23 protein-coding genes are annotated in these 23,171 nt (G+C 74.5%); 4 read left to right on the top strand and 19 right to left on the bottom strand.

Annotation, left to right across the window (positions count from 1 at the left end; genetic code table 11):
* Nucleotides 1-140 precede the first annotated feature (140 nt).
* On the bottom strand, nt 141-1,538 hold the full coding sequence (locus tag ABEA04_RS21155; protein WP_345463662.1) for an MATE family efflux transporter: 1,398 nt from the start codon (nt 1,536-1,538) through the stop codon (nt 141-143).
* 486 nt (nt 1,539-2,024) lie between these two features.
* Here ABEA04_RS21155 and dnaB point away from each other — a divergent pair, with 486 nt between their 5' ends.
* Entirely contained in the window at nt 2,025-3,470 is a 1,446-nt protein-coding gene (dnaB, locus tag ABEA04_RS21150; RefSeq protein WP_345463659.1) for a replicative DNA helicase, read from the top strand.
* Between the two features lie 13 nt (nt 3,471-3,483).
* Here dnaB and ABEA04_RS21145 read toward each other — a convergent pair whose 3' ends face one another.
* Genes ABEA04_RS21145 through ABEA04_RS21135 form a run of 3 tightly spaced genes read right to left on the bottom strand, consistent with a single transcriptional unit; the run spans nt 3,484 to nt 4,752 of the window.
* Complete coding sequence (locus ABEA04_RS21145; protein WP_425577059.1) at nt 3,484-3,981, bottom strand: GNAT family N-acetyltransferase; 498 nt, start codon at nt 3,979-3,981, stop codon at nt 3,484-3,486.
* Between the two features lie 4 nt (nt 3,982-3,985).
* Nucleotides 3,986-4,402 carry an arsenate reductase ArsC gene (locus ABEA04_RS21140; protein WP_345463653.1) on the bottom strand — a complete coding sequence of 139 codons (417 nt, stop codon included), beginning with the start codon at nt 4,400-4,402 and terminating at the stop codon, nt 3,986-3,988.
* Nucleotides 4,399-4,752, bottom strand: coding sequence for a metalloregulator ArsR/SmtB family transcription factor (locus ABEA04_RS21135; RefSeq protein ID WP_345463650.1), 354 nt, complete (start codon nt 4,750-4,752; stop codon nt 4,399-4,401). Before ABEA04_RS21135 ends, ABEA04_RS21140 begins: the two co-directional genes overlap by 4 nt.
* A 76-nt stretch (nt 4,753-4,828) precedes the next feature.
* Between ABEA04_RS21135 and ABEA04_RS21130 the strand changes: the two genes are divergently transcribed.
* Nucleotides 4,829-5,248 carry an ArsI/CadI family heavy metal resistance metalloenzyme gene (locus ABEA04_RS21130; RefSeq protein ID WP_345463647.1) on the top strand — a complete coding sequence of 140 codons (420 nt, stop codon included), beginning with the start codon at nt 4,829-4,831 and terminating at the stop codon, nt 5,246-5,248.
* Here ABEA04_RS21130 and ABEA04_RS21125 read toward each other — a convergent pair.
* Both ABEA04_RS21125 and ABEA04_RS21120 read right to left on the bottom strand, forming a co-directional pair.
* Entirely contained in the window at nt 5,238-6,020 is a 783-nt protein-coding gene (locus ABEA04_RS21125) for an SDR family oxidoreductase (RefSeq protein WP_345463644.1), read from the bottom strand. The genes ABEA04_RS21130 and ABEA04_RS21125 overlap by 11 nt on opposite strands.
* An 87-nt stretch (nt 6,021-6,107) precedes the next feature.
* Nucleotides 6,108-7,646: a hypothetical protein gene (locus tag ABEA04_RS21120; protein WP_345463641.1), complete on the bottom strand. Its 1,539-nt coding sequence runs from the start codon at nt 7,644-7,646 to the stop codon at nt 6,108-6,110.
* A 128-nt stretch (nt 7,647-7,774) separates the two neighbouring features.
* Here ABEA04_RS21120 and ABEA04_RS21115 point away from each other — a divergent pair, with 128 nt between their 5' ends.
* Complete coding sequence (locus tag ABEA04_RS21115) at nt 7,775-8,455, top strand: hypothetical protein (protein WP_345463638.1); 681 nt, start codon at nt 7,775-7,777, stop codon at nt 8,453-8,455.
* A gap of 9 nt (nt 8,456-8,464) precedes the next feature.
* On the opposite strand, the gene ABEA04_RS21110 is transcribed toward ABEA04_RS21115, so the two are convergent.
* Both ABEA04_RS21110 and ABEA04_RS21105 read right to left on the bottom strand, forming a co-directional pair.
* A complete protein-coding gene (locus tag ABEA04_RS21110; protein WP_345463635.1) occupies nt 8,465-9,340 on the bottom strand; it encodes a GNAT family N-acetyltransferase in 876 nt (291 codons plus the stop codon).
* Nucleotides 9,341-9,471: 131 nt separating this feature from the next.
* Entirely contained in the window at nt 9,472-11,619 is a 2,148-nt protein-coding gene (locus tag ABEA04_RS21105; protein WP_345463632.1) for a M6 family metalloprotease domain-containing protein, read from the bottom strand.
* 561 nt (nt 11,620-12,180) lie between these two features.
* On the opposite strand from ABEA04_RS21105, the gene ABEA04_RS21100 reads away from it, so the two are divergent.
* Nucleotides 12,181-12,654, top strand: a complete 474-nt coding sequence (locus tag ABEA04_RS21100; protein WP_345463629.1) for a GNAT family N-acetyltransferase — start codon at nt 12,181-12,183, stop codon at nt 12,652-12,654.
* On the opposite strand, the gene ABEA04_RS21095 is transcribed toward ABEA04_RS21100, so the two are convergent.
* The 11 genes from ABEA04_RS21095 to ABEA04_RS21045 all read right to left on the bottom strand — a co-directional run bounded on the left by ABEA04_RS21095 (nt 12,638) and on the right by ABEA04_RS21045 (nt 23,155).
* Nucleotides 12,638-13,321 (bottom strand): urease accessory protein UreD, encoded by a 684-nt coding sequence (locus ABEA04_RS21095; protein WP_345463626.1) that lies wholly within the window; start codon nt 13,319-13,321, stop codon nt 12,638-12,640. The two genes, ABEA04_RS21100 and ABEA04_RS21095, sit on opposite strands and share 17 nt — an antisense overlap.
* Nucleotides 13,299-14,078 carry an urease accessory protein UreG gene (ureG, locus tag ABEA04_RS21090; protein WP_345463623.1) on the bottom strand — a complete coding sequence of 260 codons (780 nt, stop codon included), beginning with the start codon at nt 14,076-14,078 and terminating at the stop codon, nt 13,299-13,301. Before ureG ends, ABEA04_RS21095 begins: the two co-directional genes overlap by 23 nt.
* A complete protein-coding gene (locus tag ABEA04_RS21085) occupies nt 14,071-14,742 on the bottom strand; it encodes an urease accessory protein UreF (protein WP_345463620.1) in 672 nt (223 codons plus the stop codon). The genes ureG and ABEA04_RS21085 overlap by 8 nt, the downstream gene beginning before the upstream one ends.
* A gap of 11 nt (nt 14,743-14,753) precedes the next feature.
* Nucleotides 14,754-16,457, bottom strand: coding sequence for an urease subunit alpha (locus ABEA04_RS21080; protein ID WP_345463617.1), 1,704 nt, complete (start codon nt 16,455-16,457; stop codon nt 14,754-14,756).
* Nucleotides 16,457-17,095, bottom strand: coding sequence for an urease subunit gamma (locus ABEA04_RS21075; protein WP_345463614.1), 639 nt, complete (start codon nt 17,093-17,095; stop codon nt 16,457-16,459). The genes ABEA04_RS21080 and ABEA04_RS21075 overlap by 1 nt, the downstream gene beginning before the upstream one ends.
* Before the next feature lie 183 nt (nt 17,096-17,278).
* Nucleotides 17,279-17,902 carry a response regulator gene (locus ABEA04_RS21070; RefSeq protein WP_345463612.1) on the bottom strand — a complete coding sequence of 208 codons (624 nt, stop codon included), beginning with the start codon at nt 17,900-17,902 and terminating at the stop codon, nt 17,279-17,281.
* On the bottom strand, nt 17,899-19,068 hold the full coding sequence (locus ABEA04_RS21065; RefSeq protein WP_345463610.1) for a sensor histidine kinase: 1,170 nt from the start codon (nt 19,066-19,068) through the stop codon (nt 17,899-17,901). The genes ABEA04_RS21070 and ABEA04_RS21065 overlap by 4 nt, the downstream gene beginning before the upstream one ends.
* A gap of 13 nt (nt 19,069-19,081) precedes the next feature.
* Nucleotides 19,082-19,888, bottom strand: coding sequence for an ABC transporter permease (locus tag ABEA04_RS21060; protein ID WP_345463608.1), 807 nt, complete (start codon nt 19,886-19,888; stop codon nt 19,082-19,084).
* Nucleotides 19,885-20,856: an ABC transporter ATP-binding protein gene (locus ABEA04_RS21055; protein ID WP_345463606.1), complete on the bottom strand. Its 972-nt coding sequence runs from the start codon at nt 20,854-20,856 to the stop codon at nt 19,885-19,887. The genes ABEA04_RS21060 and ABEA04_RS21055 overlap by 4 nt, the downstream gene beginning before the upstream one ends.
* 488 nt (nt 20,857-21,344) lie before the next feature.
* Complete coding sequence (locus ABEA04_RS21050) at nt 21,345-22,616, bottom strand: ATP-binding protein (protein WP_345463604.1); 1,272 nt, start codon at nt 22,614-22,616, stop codon at nt 21,345-21,347.
* Between the two features lie 233 nt (nt 22,617-22,849).
* A complete protein-coding gene (locus ABEA04_RS21045) occupies nt 22,850-23,155 on the bottom strand; it encodes a hypothetical protein (RefSeq protein ID WP_345463601.1) in 306 nt (101 codons plus the stop codon).
* Nucleotides 23,156-23,171: the final 16 nt, after the last annotated feature.

The following is a 23,171-nucleotide window of genomic DNA, read 5'->3' as shown; positions in this document are numbered from 1 at the left end:
GTGGGACATGAAGGCCTCCTGGCGGTGAAGCGGTTTCTAGACAGCTCCACTCCACCGCGGGAGGCCTTCACCCATCTACGGACGCGCCGTACCCGATCGCACAACGTGCCTGGGCATCACAGCTAGGGGTCGGCCGCGCCTCAGGGGGCGACGGTGCCCGCGCCGGTGCGCAGCCAGGCGTCGCCGCGCGCCCGGTGCAGCAGCGTGACCAGCCGGCCGGTCATGAACAGCCCGGCGAACAGCACCCACACCACGACGAGCCCCCCGCCCCAGGCGACGGCGGCGAGGGTGATCGGCGCGTAGACCACCGCGACCACCAGACCCGCCCACGCCAGGTAGCGGCCGTCGCCGGCGCCGATGAGGACGCCGTCCAGCACGAACACGACGCCGGCGACCGGCTGGCCGAGCGCGGCGACGAGCAGCACCGGCACGAGCAGGCCGGGCACGTCGGGGTCGTCGGTGAACAGCCGGCCGAGCAGGGGCGAGGCGAGGGCGAGCAGCAGGCCGAGCGCGACGCCGCTCCAGAGCCCCCACGAGACCATCCGGCGGGTCAGCCGGCGGGTGCCCTCGACGTCCCCGGCGCCCAGCGCGCGCCCGGTGAGCGCCTGGGCGGCGATGGCGACGGCGTCCAGCACGAAGGCGAGGAAGGTCCAGAGCGTCATCGCCACCTGGTGGGTGGCGATGCGGTCCGCGCCGGCGTCCCCGTCACCGGCGCCGAGGGTGACCGCGACGACCGTGACCAGCAGGGCAGCGCGCAGCGTCAGGGTGCGCACGAGCAGGGGGACGCCGGCGCGCCCGGCCCGGCGCACGCCGAGGGCCGACGGTCGCAGCCGGGCCTCGTGACGGCGGGCGCCGCGCACCACGACCACGCACAGCGCGGTGGCCGAGGCGGTCTGCGCGAGCAGCGAGCCCCAGGCCGAGCCGGCGAGGCCGAGGCCCGCGAACGAGCCGACGCCGTAGACCAGCACCAGGTTGGCCACGACGTTGAGGGCGTTGCCGGCGATCGCGACGACGAGCGGGGTGCGGGTGTCCTGCAGGCCGCGTAGCACGCCGGTCGCGGCGAGCATCACCAGCAGCGGGGCGGTGCCGAGGAAGGCGATGCGCAGGAAGGTCTCGGCGTGGCCGCCGATCTCGGCCGAGACCCCGAAGGCGGCCACGAGCGGCTCGGTGAGCACGACCCCGAGCGCGGTCAGCACCACGCCGAGGCCGAGCGCGAGCCAGATCCCGTCGACGCCGAGCGCCAGCCCCGCGCGCAGGTCGCCGGCGCCGAGGTGCCGGGCGACGCTGGCCGTGGTGCCGTAGGCCAGGAACACGCACAGGCCGACGACGGTCTGCAGCACCGTGGCCGCGATCCCGAGGCCGGCGAGCTCGGCGGTGCCGAGGTGGCCCACGATGGCGGCGTCGGTGAGCAGGAACAGCGGCTCGGCGACCAGGGCGAGGAACGCCGGCACGGCCAGCCGCAGGATCTCGCGGTCGGTGTCGCCGTGCGGTCGACGGCCCGCGCGGGGCGGCGACGTCCCCTCGGATCGGCGGCTCACCGCGCTACCACACCAGTCCGGACGCCGGGATCGAAATCGACGTGATCACCGGTGGAAAACGTGTGGAAACCCCGCCGCCACGGCGCGCATGTCGACAAACCGGCACGCGACCCCCAGGTGACCGTCCGGTGAACGAGATTCCACCCCGACTGTTTTCGGTGCACACCCTGGGAGCGACGTCGTCGCAGGTCAGCAGGGGGTTGCGCGGGTTTCGCCGGCCGTACTCCACAGCGGGGTCCCCAGGCTGTGCACACAGATCGGGAGCTCGTCCACGGCGCTGACCGAGTTATCCCCAGGGCCTGTGCACACGCCGCTGTCGCCGCGTCCTCCGGCGCCGTAGGTTCGCACTCTCGTGCACCCGAGTGTCGGTGCCCGTCCCTACCGTGCGTCGTGACACCGGCCGGTCGACCGACCGCCCCCGCAGCACCCGAGCAGCCGCCGACCGGCACCAGCGCAGCAGCCGAGCCCACGACGTGGAGGATCGCAGTGAGCATCACCGAGAGCGACCCGCGCGGCACCGGTGAGCCCCCCGACTACGGCTCCGAGGCCGACGGCGCCTGGGACGCCTGGGGCGACGGGCCCGCGCCCTTCGAGCCGGGCGACGCGCCGCGCTCGGCCGGCGACCGCACCCCGCCGCAGGACATGGCGGCCGAGCAGTCGGTGCTCGGCTCGATGCTCATCAGCAAGGACGCCGTCGCCGAGGTCGCCGAGGTGCTGCGCGGCGCCGACTTCTACCGGCCCGCGCACGAGCTGATCCACGACGCCGTCATCGACCTGTTCGGCCGCGGCGAGCCGGTCGACATGATCACCGTCTCGGCCGAGCTGCAGCGCCGCGGCGAGCTGGCCAAGGTCGGCGGGGCGCCCTACCTGCACACCCTCGCGGCCAACGTGCCGATCGCGGCGAACGCCGAGTTCTACGCCGAGATCGTGCGCGAGAAGGCGATCCTGCGGCGGCTGGTCGACGCCGGCACCCGCATCGCGCAGTTCGGCTACTCCGGCGAGGGCCAGGTCGACGACATCGTCGACCGCGCCCAGGCCGAGATCTACCAGGTCACCGACCGCCGTGCCGCCGAGGACTACCGCCCGCTGAGCGACATCCTCGAGGGCGTCCTCGACGAGATCGAGGCCATCGGCAACCGCGAGGCCGGCCTGTACGGCGTCCCCACCGGCTTCGCCGACCTCGACGACCTCACCAACGGTCTGCACTCGGGCCAGATGATCATCGTGGCGGCGCGTCCGGCCATGGGTAAGTCGACCCTCGCGCTGGACTTCTGCCGGGCGGCGTCGATCTCGAACAACCTGACCAGCGTCTTCTTCAGCCTCGAGATGACCAAGACCGAGATCACGATGCGCCTGCTCTCGGCCGAGGCGAAGGTGCCGCTCAACCACATCCGCAACGGCAACATGCAGGACGCCGACTGGGACAAGCTGGCCCACCACATGTCGCGGGTCTCGGCGGCGCCGATCTTCATCGACGACAGCCCGAACATGACGATGATGGAGATCCGGGCGAAGGCGCGGCGGCTCAAGCAGCGCCACGACCTGCGGCTGATCGTCATCGACTACATGCAGCTGATGACCTCGGGCAAGAAGGTCGAGTCCCGCCAGCTCGAGGTCTCGGAGTTCTCCCGCCAGATCAAGCTGCTCGCGAAGGAGCTCGAGGTGCCGATCATCGCGCTCTCCCAGCTGAACCGTGGCCCCGAGCAGCGCGGCGACAAGCGCCCGATGATGAGCGACCTACGCGAATCCGGGTCCCTGGAGCAGGACGCCGACATGGTGATCCTGCTGCACCGCGACGACGTCTACGAGAAGGAGTCGACCCGCCCCGGCGAGGCCGACCTGATCGTCGCCAAGCACCGCAACGGCGCCACCCGCGACATCACCGTGGCCTTCCAGGGCCACTACTCCCGCTTCGTCGACATGGCGCACTGACCCCGGCCGGTCCCTACGGCGCGGCGTCGAGCTCGTCGGCGAGCAGGTCCATCAGCAGGCCGTCGTGCCAGCCGTCGCCGTCGGCGTCCCGCTCGTAGCGCCGCATGACGCCGACCGGCCTGAACCCGACCTTGGCGTAGCAGCGGATCGCGGGCTCGTTGTCGGCGGCGGGGTCGATGACGAGGCGGTGGTGGCCGCGGTCGTGCACGAGGTGACGGGCGAGGGTACGCACGGCGTCGGTGCCGACACCGCGACCGTGGACGGCGGGGTCGACGAAGACGTCGATGGAGGCGTGGCGGTAGTCGGCGTCGTCCTCCTCGCCGTACTGCACGAGCCCGCGCACGACGTCGTCGACGAGGACGGCGTAGCGGGTGCTACCGGTCTCGAGCAGCGGCCAGCCCTCCGACGGCGCGCGCCAGCGGGCGTGCACCTCGGGTGTCGACCGCAGGCGCAGCAGGTCGTCGACGTGCGCGGCCGCGACCAGCACCAGGACGACGTGCTCGCCCCGCAGCGCCTCAGCCGGCGTCGCCACGGCGCAGCTCGACCAGCAGCGCCTCGACCCGGCGCCTGATCTCGTCGCGGATCGGGCGGACGGCGTCGACGCCGAGGCCGGCGGGGTCGTCGAGGGGCCAGTCCTCGTAGCGGCGGCCGGGCACGAAGGGGCACTCGTCGCCGCAGCCCATGGTGACCACGACGTCGGCCTCACCGACGGTCTCGTCGGCCAGTTGCCGGGGCACGGCGGCGGTGAGGTCGATGCCCTCCTCGGCCATCGCCGCCACCGCGGCGGGGTTCACCTGCGCGGCTGGCTGCGACCCCGCCGACAGCACGCGCACGTCGTCCCCGCCGAGGTGGCGCAGGTAGCCGGCCGCCATCTGCGAGCGCCCGGCGTTGTGCACGCACACGAACAGCACGGTCGGACGACGCCCGCTCACGCGCCCACCCCACCGAGCAGCGCGGCCAGGTCGCGCAGCGGTCCGGGGACGGCCCGGTAGTAGACCCACACCCCGCGCTTCTCGCGCTCGAGCAGCCCCGCGGCGTGCAGCTGCTTGAGGTGGTGGCTGATGGTCGGCTGGGAGAGGTCGAAGGCGTCGTTGAGGTCGCACACGCAGGCCTCGGCGTCGGCGTGCGAGGCGATCAGCGAGAGCAGCCTCAGCCGCACCGGGTCGGCGATCGCCTTGAGCAGGGGCGCGATGCGCTCCGCCGCCGCGGCGCTCATCGGCTCGCGGGCGAGGGGCGGGCAGCAGGCGAGGGCCTCGGCCGGTTCGAGCACGGACTTCGACACAGGTCGATATTGACAGATGTCTATGCGGAGGTCCAGCCTGGGCAGGCATCGACATCCATCTATGTCAGGAGCCACCGTGTCCCGTCTGCAGCTCGCCCTGAACGTCGACGACCTCGACGCGTCCGTCGCCTTCTACACCGCCCTGCTCGACGCCGAGCCCACCAAGGTGCGGCCCGGCTACGCCAACTTCGCCGTCGCCGACCCGCCGCTGAAGCTCGTGCTGGTCGAGACCCCGGGTCGCGGCGGCACGATCAACCACCTCGGCGTCGAGGTGGCCGACACCGACGCCGTCGACGTCGCGCAGACCCGGCTGGCCGGCGCCGGGCTCGCCTCGGTCGACGAGCGCGACACCGTCTGCTGCCACGCGCGACAGGACAAGTTCTGGGTCGAGGGCGTGCCCGACGGCCTGCGCTGGGAGGTCTACACCGTGCTGGACGACGCCCCGGCGGTCCAGTCGACTGAGCCGGTCGAGGCCGCCTGCTGCGCTACCGCCTGAACCCACCCTCGGTGTTCAGCACCTGGCCGACCATCCACCGGCCCTCGTCGCTGACGAGCCACGCGATGAGGCGGGCGGGATCGTCGGGCTCACCGGGCCGACCGGTGGGGAACAGCTCGAGCAGCGCGGGCGGGGCGCCGTCCAGGTAGCCGGTGTTCACCGGACCCGGGTTGACGGTGTTGAGCAGGATCCCGGACGACGCCAGCTCGGCCGCCACCGACGCGGTCGCCCCCGCGAGCGCGGCCTTGGAGACCGCGTAGGCCAGGTTGTCGCTCATGGGCCCGAGCTGCTGGCCCGACGTCATCCAGACGACCCGACCGCCGGGGCGTCCGTCGTGCTGGGCGGCGTGGGCCTGGGTGAGCAGGAGGGTGGCGCGGGTGCCGACCGCCCAGTGCCGGTCGAAGGCCTCCGCGGTGGCCTCGCGCAGCGAGACCTCGTCGCCGCCATGGGTGTGGTTGCACACCAGGACGTCGAGGTGGCCGAGGGCCGCGACCGCCCGCCCGACGAGGCCCGAGGCGACGTCGGCGTCGCCGAGGTCGCCGTCCAGGTCGACGACCTCGCCCGGTCCGAGGGTCCGCAGCTCGGCCACCAGCGCCGGTACGTCGTCCGCCTCGCCGTGCACGTCAATGTCGTGCGGACGGTGGTGGTGCACCGCCACCGAGGCCCCCATCGAGGCCAGTCGACGGGCCACGGCGAACCCGATGCCGCGCCGCCGGCTCGCGCCGGTGACCAGGGCGGTGCGACCGACGAGGGGCAGCCCGGACTCGTCCACGACCGCAGGCTAACCACGCTGACCCGTCAGACATGTCTGGCGGGTCAGCGCGGATCCGAGGTCGACCCGTCAGACATGTCCGACGGGTCAGCGTCCGCCCTGGGGTCCGGGTCGGGGGGCGGGGTAGGGGGTGCTCCAGCCGGTCTGGCCGCGGGCGAGCTCGTCCTCGAGGCCCTCGAAGAGCTGGCGGGTCTCCTCGTCGGTGGTCTCGATCCAGCCGGCGGCGACGGCGAGCCGCGCGCCGGCGTCCACCAGCTCGCGCGCGGTGCCCGTGGCCACCTGGTCGAAGGCGTCGGCGGCGTCGGCGACCAGTGCCTGCGGGCCGGCCGCGCCGTACCCCAGCAGTCCGCCGCGCGTCCAGATGCTCGCCGGGGCCAGGCCCGTGGTGGCGTCGGCGGCGGTAGCGAAGATCGCGGCGATGATCGGGACCTTGCGGCTGCCGATGTCCTGCAGCGCCCCGGTGTGCACGTCGATCTGCTCGGCGGTCGTGACGCCGCTGTCGAGGCCGGAGCCCGGGTGGATGTGCAGGAAGTCGGCGTCCGTCGTGGCGAGCGACTCGCTGAGCCGCGACGCGCAGCGGTACAGCTCCTCCTCCTGCCGGAAGCAGGCGGTGCGCAGCAGGCGCAGCGCCTCCTCGAAGTTGCGGGCCACGTCTTCGGCCGTGCCGCCCGCCAGCGGCGGCGGGGGTGTGGTCTCCGCCTGGTCCTGCGGGACCAGCGCCTGCACGAAGCCGAGGCCGGCCGAGATGGCGCTGACGACCACCTTCGCCGGGGGCGGCACGAAGACGTTGACGAGGTCGACGAAGGCCCGGACGACGCGCAGGTCGATCTCGACGCCGCCGCCACCGCCCTGGTGCTCGAACGCGGTGGACGCCGCCTCGCACAGCGCCGTGACGTCGTCCCCGGCCGTGCGCCACAGCTCGGCCTCGCCCCCGAGGACCAGGTTCAGCCCGAGCGCGACCTGCCCCTGGTTCGCCATGACGGTGCGGATGGCGGTCGGGCCGTACTTGTCGCGGAAGGCGTAGACGAGGTTGGACTCCACGGCACCGCCGACGTACTCGGCCAGCAGGTCGAAGGCGTTGGTGCGGGCGGGGTCGGTGAAGGCCGGTCGCCAGGCCGCGGCGCCGAGGTCACCGAACCCGCCGTTCGGCGTGAGCTGCTCGAGGGCGGCGCCGGCCTTCGCGGCCTCCTCGGCGAAGCGGCTGTGGTCGGGGATGGTCTCCCACCCCTCCAGCGCGGACTCGATGCGCTCGAGCCACGGCTGGTAGCAGTCGGTCCACGGGTCGACCTGGCAGACCCAGCCGTCCATGCCCTCGACCTCGGCCTCGCGCATGATCGTGGTGCCGGGCGGGAAGCCGTCGGAGTCGAGCGATGCGCCGTCGCTGCGGTCCCACTGGCCGTGCGCGTTCATCGCCGTCCCGGGCACGAAGAACTGGACGACGCCGGTCGGGCCCGAGACCGGCGGCAGCGTGCGGCCGGCCAGCGACGGGTAGGGCCACATGGCGTGGTGGTGGTAGCCCGAGGCGGCGTCGCCCTCCCACCCGCCCTTGTCGTCGAACATCCTGGTGATGGCCTGGTGGGCGATCGAGGTCTTGAAGCCGTCGATGGCGGCGCTGGAGTAGCTCATGGGTCCCTCCCGAGGTGTCTGACCGGGCCATGCCCGGGCCACGAGGGGTGGGAACGCGCGGAATCCGTGGTTCGTCACGAGGCGGCGACCACCCGTTCGGGTCGCCCGCACCTGCTATCCAGAGCCCCATGGTCGCCGGGGTGCTCAGCGTCGTCGTCGGACTCGGCATCGCAGGGCTGGTGGTGGTCGTCGCGCTCCGACGCAGCGCCCGGCAGCGCGGCGAGCGGGCGGCGGCCGTCGCCGCCGCCGTCGCGCCCCGCGGCCTCGAGCCCGTGGCGTACGACACCGCGGCCGTCGAGCCGTGGCGCCGGCGCCTCACCGGGAGCGGCGGCCCGCTGAACCGCCGCGAGGTCGACAGCCTCGGCCTCATGTACCTCGGCACCTGCGCCGGGCGGCCGTGCCGGCTGGTCGACTACGCCTACAACGCCGGCCAGGGCGGCACCCGCCGCGTCTCGGTGCTCGCGCTCGGCCTCGCCCGCGAGGTGCCCACGCTCGACGTCCGGCCCCAGGGCGTGCTGTCGCGCCTGACCGACCTGGTCGAGGTGGGTCGCGGCGAGACCGTGGACGTCGAAGCCGGGCCGCTCGACGAGCAGCACCGCGTGCGCAGCGTCGACGCCGGCTTCGCGCAGGCGCTCGTCACGCCCACGGTCGGCGCGGCACTCGCGCCGCTGGCCCCCGTCGTCCTCGCCACGGTCGGCAGCGAGCTGCTGCTCGTCGAGGGCGACGAGCTGACGCCCGAGCGCGCCGGCCGGCTGCTGGCGCGGGCCGAGGCGCTGCTCGGCGCGGTGGCGCCCGGCGTCCTCGACTGACCGTCCGGGTCAGCGGCGCGGCGGCTCACCCAGCCGCGCCTGCACCTCGTGCATCCGCTCGACGACGACGAAGCCGAGCGCCAGGTTGGTGCGCAGCATCGGGGCGTTGTCGGGCGCGGTCCAGGTGTGCACCGCGGTGGCGCCGGGGTGCTCGACGCGTAGTCGGGCGAGGTTGACCCGCTTGAGCCGGGCGCCGAGACCGTGGCCGCGGTGCTCGGGCTCGACCAGCGTGTCGTCCTGCACCACCTCGGTCTCGCCGTGGGGGACGAGCAGCTGCGTGTAGCCGACCAGCTCGCCGCTCACGACGTGCCGGGCGGCGGCGACGAGCGAGTCGTAGCTCGGGCTGAGCCGCCCCTCGCGGGCGCGCACCCGCTCCTCGGTGACCTCGATCGGACGCCGGTCGAGCTCGCCCTGCGGCACGTCGTGCTCCATGCGCGTGCGCAGCCGTGCGTAGGCGGCGAGGTGCTCGTCGGGGCACCGGCCGCCCCACGCGACGACGGTGTACCCGTCCCTGGCGGCGTCGGGGTCGGGCGGTGTCGCGGCGCGGTCCAGCTCGAGGGCGAGGTGCTCCTCCTGGTGCACGCTCACCGCACCCATCGCGGTCGCGAAGGCAAGCGCGGCGCCCCCGCTGTCCGGTGACGCGTAGACCTCGCCCACCACGGTGTCGCGTCCGTCGGCCACCGCCGCCTCGCGCGCGGCCCGCCACAGCGACCGGCCCACGCCCGCGCGCTGGTGCGCGGGCGCCACGGCGACCTCCAGCTCGGCGAGGTGCGGGTTGTCGGGCCCGAGCAGCGACAGCTCTGCGGCCCCGACCACCTCGCCACCGGCTCGTGCCGCGAGCAGCGTCCGCCGGGTCGGGTCGTCGGTGCGCCGGGCCTGCGCCACGAAGGCGTCGTGGGTGCGCAGCAGTGGACGCCGACGCGCGGCGCGGTGGGCGGCCTGCTCGACCTCCCAGAGCGCACGCAGGGCGCCGTCGTCCGCGACGTCGACGCGGACGACGACGACCCCGGTCGTGCTCAGCGCATCGAGACGCGGCAGGTGGTGCGGGCCAGCGCGTCGGGGTCGCTCTCGGAGCTGGCGGTGAGGGTGACCGTGGCCGGCTTCGCCTTGGCGAAGTCGTTGCGGGCGTAGACGACGACCTGGGTGCCCTTGCCGGTGGCCGCGGTGGCCAGCTCGTTCGGCAGGTGCACCTGCCAGCCGCTGCCCGAGACCTTCGCCGAGAGCCGGTAGACGTCGTTGGCCAGGTAGCGGCCGACGTCCTCGGGGTGGTCGCCGCCGTCGACCGCGCCACGGCCGGTGTTGGTCAGCGGGATCGTGCAGGTGGCCAGGCCGTTGCCGTTCGCCACGGCGGTCTTGGGCCGCAGCGAGACGCCGCGCTGCTGGTCGCCGTCGCCGTCGAGCGAGCGGACGGCGACGGTGTAGTTGAGCCGGCCGCGGGCGTCGCGGCTGTTGCGCAGCACGTAGAAGTGCAGCCGGTTGGCCTCGTCGACCCACTCGTACTCGCTGCCGGAGTCGGTGCCGGCGTGGAACAGCGCGTCGGAGAGCTGGCGGTAGTCGCCCACCGTGATCGGCACCTTCGTGCCGTCGGGCAGCACGTAGTCGGTCATGCCGATGTCCTGCGGGTTGGCGTCGATCGTCCAGATGAACGGTGCACGGTCGTCGTTCTTGGTCTTGGCCAGCAGGACGCCGGCGTCGGGGGTGAAGGAGTCGGCGCCCATGCGGTCGACGACCTCGAGGGTGTAGTTCTGGTAGCCGCCGCCGTCGCACAGCGGGTCGGTCTGGGTGTTGCACGCCGGGCTGCGGTCGCCCTGCTGGCCCAGCTGCAGGTTGATGCCGGAGAGGCCCTGCGCGCCGGGCTGCAGCGCCCGCGCCGTCACCCGTGCCACCACGACGCCGGAGTCGTCGAGCGCGGCGCGGCTCAGGCGCAGCACGTGCCGCTCGCTGACCATCTCGAGCTTGATCTTGTTGCGCAGCATGTGCTGGGCGCCGAGCGAGCCGCCGCCGGTGGCGGGGATCGTCCAGCGGCTGTGCGGGCCGCCGGGGCCGTTGAACGAGCCGCGGTCGAGCATCTCGAACGGGCCGCTGTAGGCCCGGCGCGGCGGGTCGGAGTAGGGGTTGTTGTAGTTGTCGCCGATGCCGAGCACGTGGCTCAGCTCGTGGGCGTAGACGCCCATGCCCGAGCTCTCGGCCTGCGTGGTCGACCCGCCGCCGGCGTTCGGCCAGATCGTCGAGCCGGAGGCCCACGACGTCCAGTCGATGTAGCGTGTGGGCGCCCAGTTGGGCAGGGCCGGGTCGGGCGGGCCGAACGGCTCGGTGACGTCGTCGCGGGTCGGGAACTTCATCTGCCCGAACTCCTGCCAGGTCGAGGACTCGTCCTGGCCGGCGCTGAGGATGTAGACGAAGTCGAAGTCGTCGCGGACGTCGGCGCCCTCGGCCGCCGTCCACGCCGCGAAGGCGTCGGTGCGTAGGTCCTTGGTGCAGTCATCGCCGGCCGGGCAGGCCTGGCCGTCCTGGAACTCCATCGCGTACTCGTGCGACTTGCCCGGCATCCGGTAGGCGCCGAAGGAGGTGAGGTCGACGCCGTAGCGGCCGCCGGAGTCCTCCATCCAGTACTCGTGGATGGTGTGGCCGCGGTTGAGCTGGTTGGGCGTGTTGAGGAAGTCGCGGTAGAACTCCGGCACCTGCTCGCGCGGGACGCCGTTCGCCTCGACGCTGGGGTTGCCGAAGATGTCGGAGTCGGCCCCGCGCGAGATGGTGAAGCCCTTGTCGTCGTAGTCGACGACCACGAGCGCGCCGCGGAAGGTGCGCTCGGACCCCTCGCGGTCGGGGTCGGACCAGTCGGTGCCGGGGATGCGGGTGTAGTCCGACCACGTCATCTGGTCGGGGTTCTCCCAGTTCTGCGCGTCGATCGGCGCCGGGAAGCCGGGCGTGCCGACGCCGCGGTCGGCGCGGACCTTCTTCAGCGCGGCGTCGGAGGGGTTGCGCTGCCACGGCTGGGTCTGCGGCCAGTGGTCGTACTGCCACGGCTTGACGGCGGCGCTCACCCCCCGGCCGTTGCCGGGCGGGTCGGCGCTCGGCACCGCGGGCGCCGCCACCACCGCCGACGCGGCGGCCGCCACCGCCAGGAGAGCACAACCGGACACCATGACACCCCGAGTGGTCATGGCGGACACCGTAGGGGCACCGCCGATCCAGGGGAAGGGATGCGCCGGGTGAGGGCGGTGCGTGCCCTCCGCGACCTGTTCTCCGCGACCTGTCCCGTGCGATCGCTTGGCTGGTGCGGCGGGTCGGGGTCTGGAGCGTTCTGTTCCGTGCGATCGCTTGGTTGGTGCGGCGGGTCGGGGTCTGGAGGTCTCGAGGCTCGTCGCTGGGGCTCCTCGCACCTCGACCATCGTCAGCGGTCCGGGTCCCACGGTGGTCGAGGTGCGGGGCCGGCCACGGCCGAGCCTCGAGACCTCGCAGGGTCCACGCGAACGTTCGCGTCGACGGCCGGTGGTTTCGACGACGCTCGTTCCTCGCTGCTCGACCACCGGCGTCGGCCCCCGGTGGTCGCGCAGGCCGAGCGTCTGCGCGAGGCCGTCGTCGAGACCTCGCAGGGTCACTGCGAACGTTCGCGTGCGGGGCGGGTCTCGAGGCTCGTCGCTGGGGCTCCTCGCACCTCGACCATCGTCAGCGGTCCGGGTCCCACGGTGGTCGAGGTGCGAGGCCGTGCGATGCTCGCCGGCGTGGACCGCATCGAGGTGGCCGGACGGGTCTTCGACGTGCGACGCGCTGTGGTGGACGACGTCCCGGGGCTGGCCGCGCTGCTGGCGGACGACGTGCTCGGGGCCACGCGCGAGAGCGGTGATCTCGTCGCCTACGAGCGGGCGTTCGCGGCGATCGACGCCGACCCGGCGCACCTGCTGCTCGCGGTGCGCGACGACACGGGCGCGCTGGTCGCCACGATGCAGCTCACGCTGCTGCCCGGGCTCGCGCGCGGCGGCGCGACGCGGTTGCAGGTCGAGGCGGTGCGGCTGGCCGCGAGAGCCCGTGGCGGAGGCCTCGGCTCGGCGCTGTTCGCGTGGGCGCACGCCTGGGGTGCCGAACGCGGAGCAGTGCTCTCGCAGCTGACCACCGACCGCAGCCGCGTCGACGCCCACCGCTTCTACGAGCGGCTCGGCTACGCGCCGAGCCACACTGGGTTCAAGCGCCCGCTGTGACCGGCTCGCGGTCGAGCACGCTCGCGTGCAGGTCGACGCCGAGCCACCGCCGCACCGACCCCTGACCGGCCAGCTGCAGCACGTCGGGGCCGTCGGGCAGCCGGTGGCCGAGCGCGGTGACGGTGTCGAGGCAGCGGGCCGCGCCGAGCACCGCCCAGCCGGGCGCCGTCTCGCGCACGAGGTCGAGGGTCTCGACCAGCAGTGGCACGCCGTCGCGGGTCACGTGCGTCGACGTCGTCAGCCGCCCGCCGGTCTCGCCGGTGCGGCCCAGCACGACGCGCTCGCGCAGCGTGGCCGCGCTGTCGCCGTCCAGCTCGACGGTCGTGGTGCGCCGCACGTCGGCGCCGGTGGCGACCACGAACGGCTCGGCACGCCAGTCCAGCCGCGCGCCGTCGGCGAGGCGGACGTCGACGTCCCACCGCGCGCTGGTCGTGGCGCCGTCGCGCATGTCGTAGGCCACGGTGCCGCCGATCTCGACCACCTCGACCGCGCACCCGCGCACGACCACCTCGAGGCGCACGTGGTCGCCGGCGAGCAGCAGCGCCTCGGTGCCGACGAGCCCCACCCGCACCACCGGCCCGGGCCCGCGCATCCGCCGGGCGGCGAGCACGCCGTGCCCGAGGCGCACACCGCCGGGCGAGACCTCAATGCGCGTGAGGGTGCTCATGCGCCTCGTCGTGGCCGTGGCCGTGGCCGTGCCCGTGGCCGTGCCCGTGGTCGGTGCCGTCGGCGTGGCTGTGCGGCGCCATCGGGCCGGGGTCGACCGGCGTGTGGGTGCCGGCGCGGTGGGCGCCGAGCTGCGTGCGCACCCACTCGGCCAGCCGCGCCACCGCGTCGGGCGCGGTGCGCGAGAGGGCGAGCACCGGACGGCCGTCGCGGGCCGCCTCGGCGTCGGCGACCATCCGCTCGACGTCGACCCCCACGTACGGCGCCAGGTCGGTCTTGTTGACCACCAGCAGGTCGGCGCGCGCGATGCCCGGGCCGCCCTTGCGGGCCACGTCGCCGCCGCCGGCGACGTCGAGCACGAACAGCTGGGCGTCGACCAGCGCCGGCGAGAAGGTGGCGGTGAGGTTGTCGCCGCCCGACTCGACGAGCACGACGTCGAGCGGCGCGCCGCCGGCGGCGACGTCGGCCTCGAGCGTCTCGACGGCGATCAGGTTCGGCGTCACGTCGTCACGGATGGCGGTGTGCGGGCACGCGCCGGTCTCGACCGCGCGGATGCGGTCGGGGTCGAGCACGCCCTCGCTGCGCAGGAAGCGGGCGTCCTCGTCGGTGTAGATGTCGTTGGTGACGACGCCGAGCTCGAGCTCGTCGGCCAGCGCGCGGCACAGCGTCGCGATCAGGGACGACTTGCCGGTGCCCACGGGCCCGGCCACCCCCAGGCGCAGTGCGCGGGTGGCGGGGGGAGCAGCAGTCTCAGCCATGGAACAACCTCATCCTCTCGACGGCGTGACGCTCGGCCAGCAGCTCGACCACGGGCGCGCCGCAGGCCGGGACGTCGCCGGGCTCGGTGAGGCCCGCGACGGCGGTGGCGCAGGCCTCGATGTCGGGGTGCAGGTCGACCAGCCAGCCGGTGGCGGCGGCGGGGTCGACCGGCAGCAGCTTCAGCGACGCCGCGACCACGCTCTGCGCGTCGTCGTAGGCCGTCAGCCGGGCGACCTGCGCGGCGTCCAGCCCGCACACGGCGCCGATCACGCCGAGGACGACGGGCCGCGGCGTCTCGGTGTCGCGCGGCAGGTGCCGCAGCACCGCCGGCCAGACCCGCTCGGCCAGCCGCAGGTAGCCACGGCCGGTGCGGCCGGCGATCTCGCGCAGCGCCGGGCTCGGCGTCCGCGCCGCCCAGTGGACGACGACCTCGAGCGGGTCGCGGCCGGTGAGCACCAGGTGACGCGCCACGACCGCCGCGCCGGCCTCGACCCGGACGACGGTGCGCAGCCGGTCGCGGGCGTAGCGGGCGACGTCGGCGAGGCGTCGTCCGTCGTCGGCCAGGCCGTCGCGCACCGCGGCCTCGAGCCCGGCCGACTGCGTGTGCGAGCCGGTGGGCAGGCGGGCGTCGGCCAGCATCAGGGCGACCAGCTCGGCGGACATCGGAGGACGGCTCAGAACAGCGAGTACAGCTGGGCGAGCGGCAGCCGCTCGGCGGGCGCGGGCTCGATGCGCTCGCCGTCGACGTCGATCGCGAAGGTCTCGGGGTCGATGACGATCTCGGGCAGGGCGTCGTTGTTGCGCATGTCGGCCTTGCCGACGTCACGGGTGTCCTGCACCGGCAGCAGGGTGCGGCGCAGGCCGAGGCGCTCGCCGAGGCCGTCGTCGATCGCGGCGGGGGCGACCCACGACACCGCCAGGGCGTGCGCGCCGGCGTCGCCGAACGAGGGCCGCATCAGCACCGGCTGCGGCGTCGGGATCGAGGCGTTGGGGTCGCCGAGCGCGGCCCAGGCGATGGCGCCGCCCTTGATCACCACCGACGGCCGGACGCCGAACAGCTTCGGCTCCCACAGCACCAGGTCGGCCAGCTTGCCGATCTCGACCGAGCCGACCGTGGCGTCGAGGCCGTGGGCGACGGCGGGGTTGATCGTGTACTTGGCGACGTAGCGGCGGGCGCGCTCGTTGTCGGCGGGCAGCGACTCGCCGAGCCGTCCGCGGCGGGCCTTCATCACGTGCGCGACCTGCCAGGTGCGGGTGACGACCTCGCCGATGCGGCCCATCGCCTGGGCGTCGGAGGAGGTGATCGAGACGGCGCCGAGGTCGTGCAGCACGTCCTCCGCCGCGATGGTCGTGGCGCGGATGCGCGACTCGGCGAAGGCGAGGTCCTCCGGCACGTCGGGGGAGAGGTGGTGGCAGACCATGAGCATGTCGAGGTGCTCGGCGACGGTGTTGACGGTGTGCGGCAGCGTCGGGTTGGTCGAGCCGGGCAGCACGTTGGGGTCGCCGGCCAGCGTGAGGATGTCGGGGGCGTGGCCGCCGCCCGCACCCTCGATGTGGAAGGCGCTGATCGAGCGGCCGGCGATGGCGCGTCGGGTGGAGTCGACGTAGCCGGCCTCGTTGAGCGAGTCGGAGTGCAGCGCCACCTGCAGCCCCCACGCGTGGGCGGCGGTGAGGGCGGCGTCGACCGCGGCCGGCGTCGAACCCCAGTCCTCGTGCACCTTGTAGCCCGCGGCACCGCCGAGGGCCTGCTCGGCCAGCGCGTCGGCCGAGACGGTGTTGCCCTTGCCGAGCAGCGCCACGTTGACCGGGACGCCGTCCAGGGCGCGGTGCATGGCGGCCAGGTGCCAGGCGCCGGGGGTGACGGTGGTGGCCTTCGAGCCCTCGCTGGGCCCGGTGCCGCCGCCGACGATCGTCGTGATGCCGGTGGCCAGCGCCTCGTGCAGCTGCGACGGCGAGAGCAGGTGCACGTGCGAGTCGACGCCGCCCGCGGTGAGGATCCTTCCCTCGCCGGCGACGACGTCGGTCGACGGGCCGATGTGCAGGTCGGGGTGGACGCCGTCCGCGACGTCGGGGTTGCCGGCCCGGCCGAGCGCGACGACGAGGCCGTCGCGGATGCCGACGTCGGCCTTGACGACGCCCCACCAGTCGAGCACCAGCGCGTTGGTGATCACGGTGTCGAGGGCGCCGTCGGCGCGGGTGGTGACGCCCTGCGCCATCGACTCGCGCACCGACTTGCCGCCACCGAAGACGGCCTCGTCGCCGCCGACGGTGAGGTCGTCCTCGACCTCGATCCACAGGTCGGTGTCGCCGAGGCGCACCTGGTCGCCGGTGGTGGCGCCGTAGAGGGCGGCGTAGGCCGCGCGGCTGATCTGGGCCATCAGAGCGCCGCCTCGCTATCGGTCTTGCCGGGTTGGATGCCGGGCACCCGCCGCTCGCCGCCGAGGGCGACGATCGGCACCTCGCGCGACGCGCCGGGCTCGAAGCGCTGCGAGGTGCCCGACGGGACGTCGAGCCGGAACCCGCGCGCCGCGGCCCGGTCGAAGGCGAGCGCGGCGTTGGCGTCCGGCAGGTGCAGGTGCGAGCCGATCTGGATCGGCCGGTCGCCGGTGTTCTCGACGACGATCGTGCGGCGCTCGCGGCCGGCGTTGAGCTCGACGGTGCCCTCGCCGACGCGGACGGCGCCCGGGCCCTCGCTGCCCGACCCGTGCGCGCCGCCGTCGATCGGGTCGTGGATCGTCACGAGCTTGCGCCCGTCGGGGAACGTCGCCTCGACCTGCACGTCGTGGAGCATCGCGGCGACGCCGTCCATGACGTCGTCGGGGCCGAGCACGGTGCGGCCCTGCTCCATCAGGTCGGTGACCAGCGCGCCCTCGCGGGCCCGCTCGATCACCCACGTCGACAGCACGGCGATGGCCTCGGGGTGGTTGAGCCTCACGCCGCGGGCGAGCCGGTCGCGCGCGACCATGCCCGCCACCGACAGCAGCAGCTTCTCGACCTCGGCGGGGGTCAGGTTCACGGGGTCTCCTCGCGTGGCCGGCTCGGCTCGGACGGCGGTGGACCCCGTCGTCCTCGCGCCGGGTCGCAATCTACCCGGGTCGGCCCGGTGGCGGGGTCGTGTGCCCGAGACCGGTGCAGGGATCGGTGACAGGCACACGACCCCGCGTCCGGCGCGGGGGCCCGTCGGCCCGGCGGCCCGGCCTCAGATCCAGCCCATGCGGCGGGCGGTGGCGGCGGCGTCGTGGCGGTTGGCGGCGCCGAGCTTGCTGACCGCCGACGAGAGGTAGTTGCGGGCGGTGCCGGGGGAGAGCGAGGCGCGGCGCGCGATCTCGTCGACCGGCGCGCCCTCGGCGGCCAGCTCGAGCACGTCGGCCTCGCGCGGGGTGAGCGGGCTGTCGCCGGCGGCGATGGCCTCGGCGGCCAGCTCGGGGTCGACGTAGCGGCCGCCGGCGTGCACGGTGCGCACGACGGTCGCGAGGGTCGCGGCCGAGGTGGTCTTCGGCAGGAACCCGCGGACGCCGGCCGCCAGCGCCCGCTTGAGGTGCCCGGGCCGGCCGTGGCTGGTCACGATCACCACGCCGCAGCCGGGCAGGCTGGTGCGCAGGCGCTCGGCCACCGCGATGCCGTCGGGTCCGGGCATCTGCAGGTCGAGCACGGCCACGTCGGGCCGCTCCTTGGCCGCCATCGCCAGCGCCTCGTCGCCCGAGGCGGCCTCGGCGACGACGGTGACGTCGTCCTCGAGGGCCAGCATCTGGGCCAGCGCGGTGCGGATGAGGTGCTCGTCGTCGGCCATCAGCACCCGGATGACACCGGCAGCGTCGCTCATGCCGGCCCCCCGGCCGGCAGCCGCGCGCACAGCGCGAACCGGCCGGCCGCGTCGTCGTGCTCGACCGTGAGCCCGCCGCCCAGCGGCTCGAGCCGCTCGCGCAGCCCCCGCAGCCCGGTGCCGTCAGGGCCGCCAGGGCCGTCAGGGCCGTCAGGGCCGTCAGGGCCGTCAGGGCCTGGCGCCCCGGACACGCCGTCGTTCTCGATCACCAGCCGCTCCTCCTGCCAGGTCAGGCGCACCCACGACGCCGTCGAGTGCCGCAGCACGTTGGTCACCGCCTCGCGGATCACCCACGCCGCCGGCTCGTGCCAGGCCGGCGGGACGTCGTCCACGGCCAGCTCGACCTCGATGCCGGCCGAGCGCAGCAGCGACCGCGCTCCCTCCAGCTCGTGGTCGAGGTCGGTGGGCCGGTAGCCGCGGGCCAGCTCGCGGGCCTCGCGCAGCGCGTCGTGCGCCTCGCCGCGCACCGCCAGCATCTGCTCGCCGGCCCGGGGGTCGCCGCGCTCGGCCAGGGTGGCGGCCAGCTCGGACTGCACCGCGATCGTCGAGAGGCGTCGTCCCATCACGTCGTGGACGTCGCGCGAGAACCGCAGCCGCTCCTCGGCGACGGCCAGGCGGGCGTCGGTGTCGCGGGCCCGGTCGAGCTCGGCGACCACCTGCAGCACCCACAGCGAGAGCCGCATCGTGAACATGTAGAACAGCGTGATCGCGAGCGCCGGGATCGCCGCCGAGGGCCGCCACGACACGGCCACCGCGTAGCCGGCGAGGACGACGACGACGGCCGCCCCGAGGGCGCGGTTGCGGATGCCGGTGAGCGCCGCCGCCGCCGGGACGACGACCATGATCGCCCCGGCCACCCGCGCCTCGACCGGCTGGCGCGACAGCAGCGCCGCGGCGGCGACGGCCACGGCGACGAGCGGCCAGGCGGCGTCCCACGGCACGCGCGTCACGTCGGGGTGGTCGTCCATCACCCGCTTGAGCAGCGGGATGGCGGCCAGCCCGGCAGCGAGACCGACCCCGGCCAGCAGGAGCAGGCCGGGGCGGTCGGTGTCGGGGGCGACGCCGGGCAGCGCGACGAGCGGGCCGAGCCAGAGGATCGCGTAGAGCGACTGGCGCGTGTAGATGCGGACCCGCTCGACCTGGGTCAGCTCGCTCCACCGGCGCACGGTCGTCAGCCTCTCAGGCCCGGGGCTCCCAGCGCAGGTAGCGCTTGCCGAGGACGACGGCCAGCACCGTCCAGACCACCAGCACGCTCAGCGGGTCGGCCGCGTCGCGCCAGGTGTCGGCCATCGCGATCGAGCCGTCGGCGTCGAGCCAGGTGGCGCGGGTCAGGGCGTCCATGGCCGCGATCGGCGTCCACTCCACCACGCGGGCGAAGCTGTCGGGCAGGGCGGCGACGAGCGTGCCGACGGTGGCGAGCACCATCACCGGCAGGCTGGTGATCTGCGCGGCCTCGGCGGTCTTGGTGAACGCCGCGGTGGCGAAGGCGAGGCCGACGAAGATCGCGATGCCGAGCAGGCCGCCCACGAGGAACAGCGGCGCGTTGGCCGGCAGCGGCAGGTCGAAGAGCGCGCCGACGCCGATGGTGGCGACGATGATCACGAGCGCCACGGCCGAGCCGGGCAGCGCGAGCGCGGCCAGCTGCTCGCCGTCGCGGGCCTCGCCGGTGCGCAGACGCTTGAGCACCAGCTCGTCGCGCCGGGTCACGAACAGCGACAGGACGTTGTAGTAGACGGGGAACAGCAGGGCCAGGAACAGCACGCCGACCACGGCGGTCACGCCGGTCTCGGCGTCGCCGGGGTTGGCGACCAGCAGCGCCATCGGCACCAGCGGGAAGACGGTGGCGTAGATCAGCGTCAGCCGGTTGCGCACCATCAGCAGCGCGTTGGCGCGGGTGAGGGCGACGACGCGGCGCACGGCGCTCGAGCGGTTGCGAGGGTCGGTGGCCGGGCGGCCGGCCTCGGCGACGGGGGAGGTGGTGCTCATCGGGTGGCTCCTTCGAGGGAGGCCGGGTCGCCCGCGGCGGCCCGGTGGTGACTGGTCTCGTCGGCGACGGCGAGGAAGATCGACTCGAGCGAGGCGTGACGGGCGTCGAGCTGCTCGAGCCGGACGCCGTGACGCGCGGCCCAGCCGAGCAGGTCAGTGAGGGTGTCCTGCAGCTCGAGGGTCTCGATGCGGGTCGTGGCGCCGTCGACGGCGACCTGCGCCTCGAGCGGGGGCAGCGTGACGCCGTCCGGGGTGGCGAAGCTGATGGTCGAGGGGTGACCCTCGGCCAGCTCGGCCGGCGTGCCCGCCTTGACGATGCGGCCGGCGGCCATGATCGAGACGTGCTCGGCGAGCACCTCGGCCTCTTCGAGGTAGTGGGTGGTGAGCAGGATCGTGGTGCCCTGGTCGCGCAGCTGCTGCAGCAGCCGCCACACGTCGCGGCGGCTCTCGGGGTCGAGGCCGGTCGTGGGCTCGTCGAGCATCACGACCTCGGGGTGGCCGAGCAGCGTGACGGCGAGGTCGAGGCGGCGCACCTCGCCACCCGACAGCGCCCGCACGCGCACGCCGCCCCGGTCGGCGAGGTCGAGCATGGCGAGCGCCTCGTCGACCGGCCGCGGGTCGCTGACCAGCCCGGCCCACATCTGCAGCGTCTCGCGCACGGTGAGCTCGCCGCTGAAGCCGCTGGACTGCAGCAGGACGCCGGTGCGGCGACGGACGTCGGCGCGCTGGGCGATCGGGTCGAGGCCGAGCACGCGCACCTCGCCGTCGGAGGCGGGCGCCAGGCCCTCGATGACCTCCAGGGTCGAGGTCTTGCCGGCGCCGTTGACGCCGAGCAGGGCGGTCACGCTGCCGCGGGGCACCTCGAGGTCGAGGCCGCGCACCGCCTCGAACGCGGTCGTGCCGCGTCCGTAGCGCCGCCGCAGCCCGCGCACCTCGATGGCGGGGGAGTCGGGGGTGGTGGTGTTCATGTCTCCACCGTGCCCGCCGATCCGGGGCCGCGGCAGTGCAGCGTCACACCGGTCCGCCATGACGTTTGTCAGTAGGGGCGACCAGTGGACCCGGCTCACGGACCCTGAGCCTGTCGAAGGGCGGTCGGCGGGGCCCTTCGACAGGCTCAGGGTCCGTGCGGGTGCGTTCGCGGGGTCGTTGCGGGGTCTCGAGGCTCGGCCGTGGCCGGCCTCGCACCTCGACCATCGTCGGGGCGGCTCCACGCTGGTCGAGCAGCGAGGGACGAGCGTCGTCGAGACCACCGGCCGTCCGTGCGGGTGCGTTCGCGTGGTGGTTGCGGGGTCTCGAGGCTCGGCCGTGGCCGGCCTCGCGCCTCGACCACCGTCAGGGCGGCTCCACGCTGGTCGAGGTGCGACGAGCCTCGAGACCACCGGCCCTGCACGCGGACGTTCGCGGACGACGTCCAGTCGCGTGGTCCCGGCGGGGTTCTTGAGGGACCGGGACGACGTCAGCCGAAGCGGGCGACGTAGGCGAGGACGTCGCCGTCGAGGACCTCGGGGGTGACGGTGACGGGGAGGGCGACCTCGGTGCCGTCGGCGCGCAGCACCGGGACGGTCAGGTGGGTGCCGAGCAGGACGTCGCGGCCGTTGGTCTGGTGCAGCGCGACGCCGGCGACGTGCGCCTGGTGGAAGCGTGCGGGGATGACGGCGACCACGCGGCGTCCGAGCAGGTCGGACTCCTCGGCGTAGCCGAGCGCGTCGAGCACCGGGCGGGTCACGGCCACGATGCGGTTCTCGACGTCGGTGACCAGCACCGCCTCGTCGGAGGCCGCCAGCGCCCGCAGCACCGGCGGGACGGCGCCCTCGTGCGGCACCGGTGCGATGTCGGCGCGCAGGTCGAACGGCTCGGGCGCGGCCGTGCCGGCCGCCTGCTCGCGCACCTGGCGGCACAGCCACGCCCGCATCGCGGCGATCTCGGGCTGGGTGGGGTTGGCCAGCAGCTCGCCCTCGCGGGCCATCGCGAGCGCCTCGACGATGATCGTCTCGAGCGTCTCGAAGTGCGGCACCGAGGTGCGCGGCACCCGCAGCACCACCCGCGGCGCGGTCACCAGCGGCTCGACCGCGCCGACCATGATCACGTCGGGGTCGTCGTCGACGTCGGGCGTCGGCACCTGCTCGAACAGCAGCGCGAGGGCGTCGCTGGCCTGCGCGTGGCTCTCGAGCACGCCGGGGTCGCTCTCGAGCCGCGCCAGCAGGAACTCGCGCAGGATGGCGGTGATCTGCTCCTGCCACGCCGCGTGCAGCAGCAGCGGCATCTGCTCCAGCACCACCTCGACGTCCGTCGGCACCGCCGCGACGGCGCGCGACGGGTCGGGAGGCGCCTGGCCGGCCAGGCGCAGCGGGTCGCCGATCTCGAACCAGACGGTCTTGCCGTCGGGGCGGGTCTCGACGTCCCAGCGGTCGACGTTGCTCTCGACGAGGAACAGCCCGCGGCCGGTGACCGCCGTCAGGGCGTGCGAGCGCGCGGACGGCACGGTGGGGCTGTTGTCCTCGATCTCGACGCGCAGCGCCTCGCCGCGCAGGTGGATGCGCAGCTGCACGTCGGTGCCGGCGTGCACGACGGCGTTGGTGACCAGCTCGGAGACGGCGAGCATCGCGCGCTCGGCCCAGTCCTCCGACAGCGCGGCCTCGGCGAGCACGGTGCGGACGACGGCCCGGGCCTCGCGCACGCTGCGTGCGTCGGCGGGCAGGGTCTCGTGCACCATGACGTCGCCGGTCACCGTCGCGTGCTCGCCCCCCTCGACGTGTCCCGAGCCGTGGTGGTCACCTCCGCCGTCGTCCCCGGCGGAATCCGCCGGTCATTCAACCACCGACAGCCCGCGCTTTCGGGTGGCACGGCCGTTCCCGGGCAAGTGGTCAAGACCGCGCGGTCCAGACCACCGGGGCCGCCGCGGTGCCCCGCGACGGGCCTGCGACAGGCCGGCGACAGGCCCGCGAGAGGCCCGCGAGAGGCTCAGCGCTCGGGCGGCACCGGGAGCAGGACGTCGGGCTCGCCCGGCGCGGGCGGGTACTCGCCAGCCGCGACGAGCGCGTCCTCGAGCCGGGCGCGCAGCCGCGCGGGCGTCATCCCCTCGGCCTCCAGCCGGGCCTGCAGCTCGGCCGCGTCGGTGCGCATCGCCCCCGAGAACGCGGGGTGCGTCATCAGCTCGCGGCGCGAGATCTTGCCCTCGCGGTAGTCCCAGACGGCCGTGTGCAGCTCGGGGTCGCGGTGGCGGTCCATGACGTCCTTGAGGCGGGCCAGGAAGTCGGCGTCGTCCATGCTCGTGTCTCCTGTG

This window comes from Nocardioides marinquilinus (genome assembly GCF_039543705.1).
Lineage (GTDB): Bacteria > Actinomycetota > Actinomycetes > Propionibacteriales > Nocardioidaceae > Nocardioides > Nocardioides marinquilinus.
Note: the sequence above shows the minus strand (reverse complement) of the source record. Positions and strands in the feature narration are given on the sequence as shown.

Bases quoted from the DNA above. Each gene is read 5' to 3' on its own strand.
- ABEA04_RS21060 (WP_345463608.1), bottom strand. From the start codon at position 19,888: ATGAGCACCACCTCCCCCGTCGCCGAGGCCGGCCGCCCGGCCACCGAC.
- ABEA04_RS21120 (WP_345463641.1), bottom strand. From the start codon at position 7,646: ATGAGCTACTCCAGCGCCGCCATCGACGGCTTCAAGACCTCGATCGCC.
- ABEA04_RS21070 (WP_345463612.1), bottom strand. From the start codon at position 17,902: ATGAGCGACGCTGCCGGTGTCATCCGGGTGCTGATGGCCGACGACGAG.
- ureG (WP_345463623.1), bottom strand. From the start codon at position 14,078: ATGGCTGAGACTGCTGCTCCCCCCGCCACCCGCGCACTGCGCCTGGGG.
- ABEA04_RS21105 (WP_345463632.1), bottom strand. From the start codon at position 11,619: ATGACCACTCGGGGTGTCATGGTGTCCGGTTGTGCTCTCCTGGCGGTG.
- ABEA04_RS21095 (WP_345463626.1), bottom strand. From the start codon at position 13,321: ATGAGCACCCTCACGCGCATTGAGGTCTCGCCCGGCGGTGTGCGCCTC.
- ABEA04_RS21045 (WP_345463601.1), bottom strand. From the start codon at position 23,155: ATGGACGACGCCGACTTCCTGGCCCGCCTCAAGGACGTCATGGACCGC.
- ABEA04_RS21115 (WP_345463638.1), top strand. From the start codon at position 7,775: ATGGTCGCCGGGGTGCTCAGCGTCGTCGTCGGACTCGGCATCGCAGGG.
- ABEA04_RS21085 (WP_345463620.1), bottom strand. From the start codon at position 14,742: ATGTCCGCCGAGCTGGTCGCCCTGATGCTGGCCGACGCCCGCCTGCCC.
- ABEA04_RS21080 (WP_345463617.1), bottom strand. From the start codon at position 16,457: ATGGCCCAGATCAGCCGCGCGGCCTACGCCGCCCTCTACGGCGCCACC.
- ABEA04_RS21055 (WP_345463606.1), bottom strand. From the start codon at position 20,856: ATGAACACCACCACCCCCGACTCCCCCGCCATCGAGGTGCGCGGGCTG.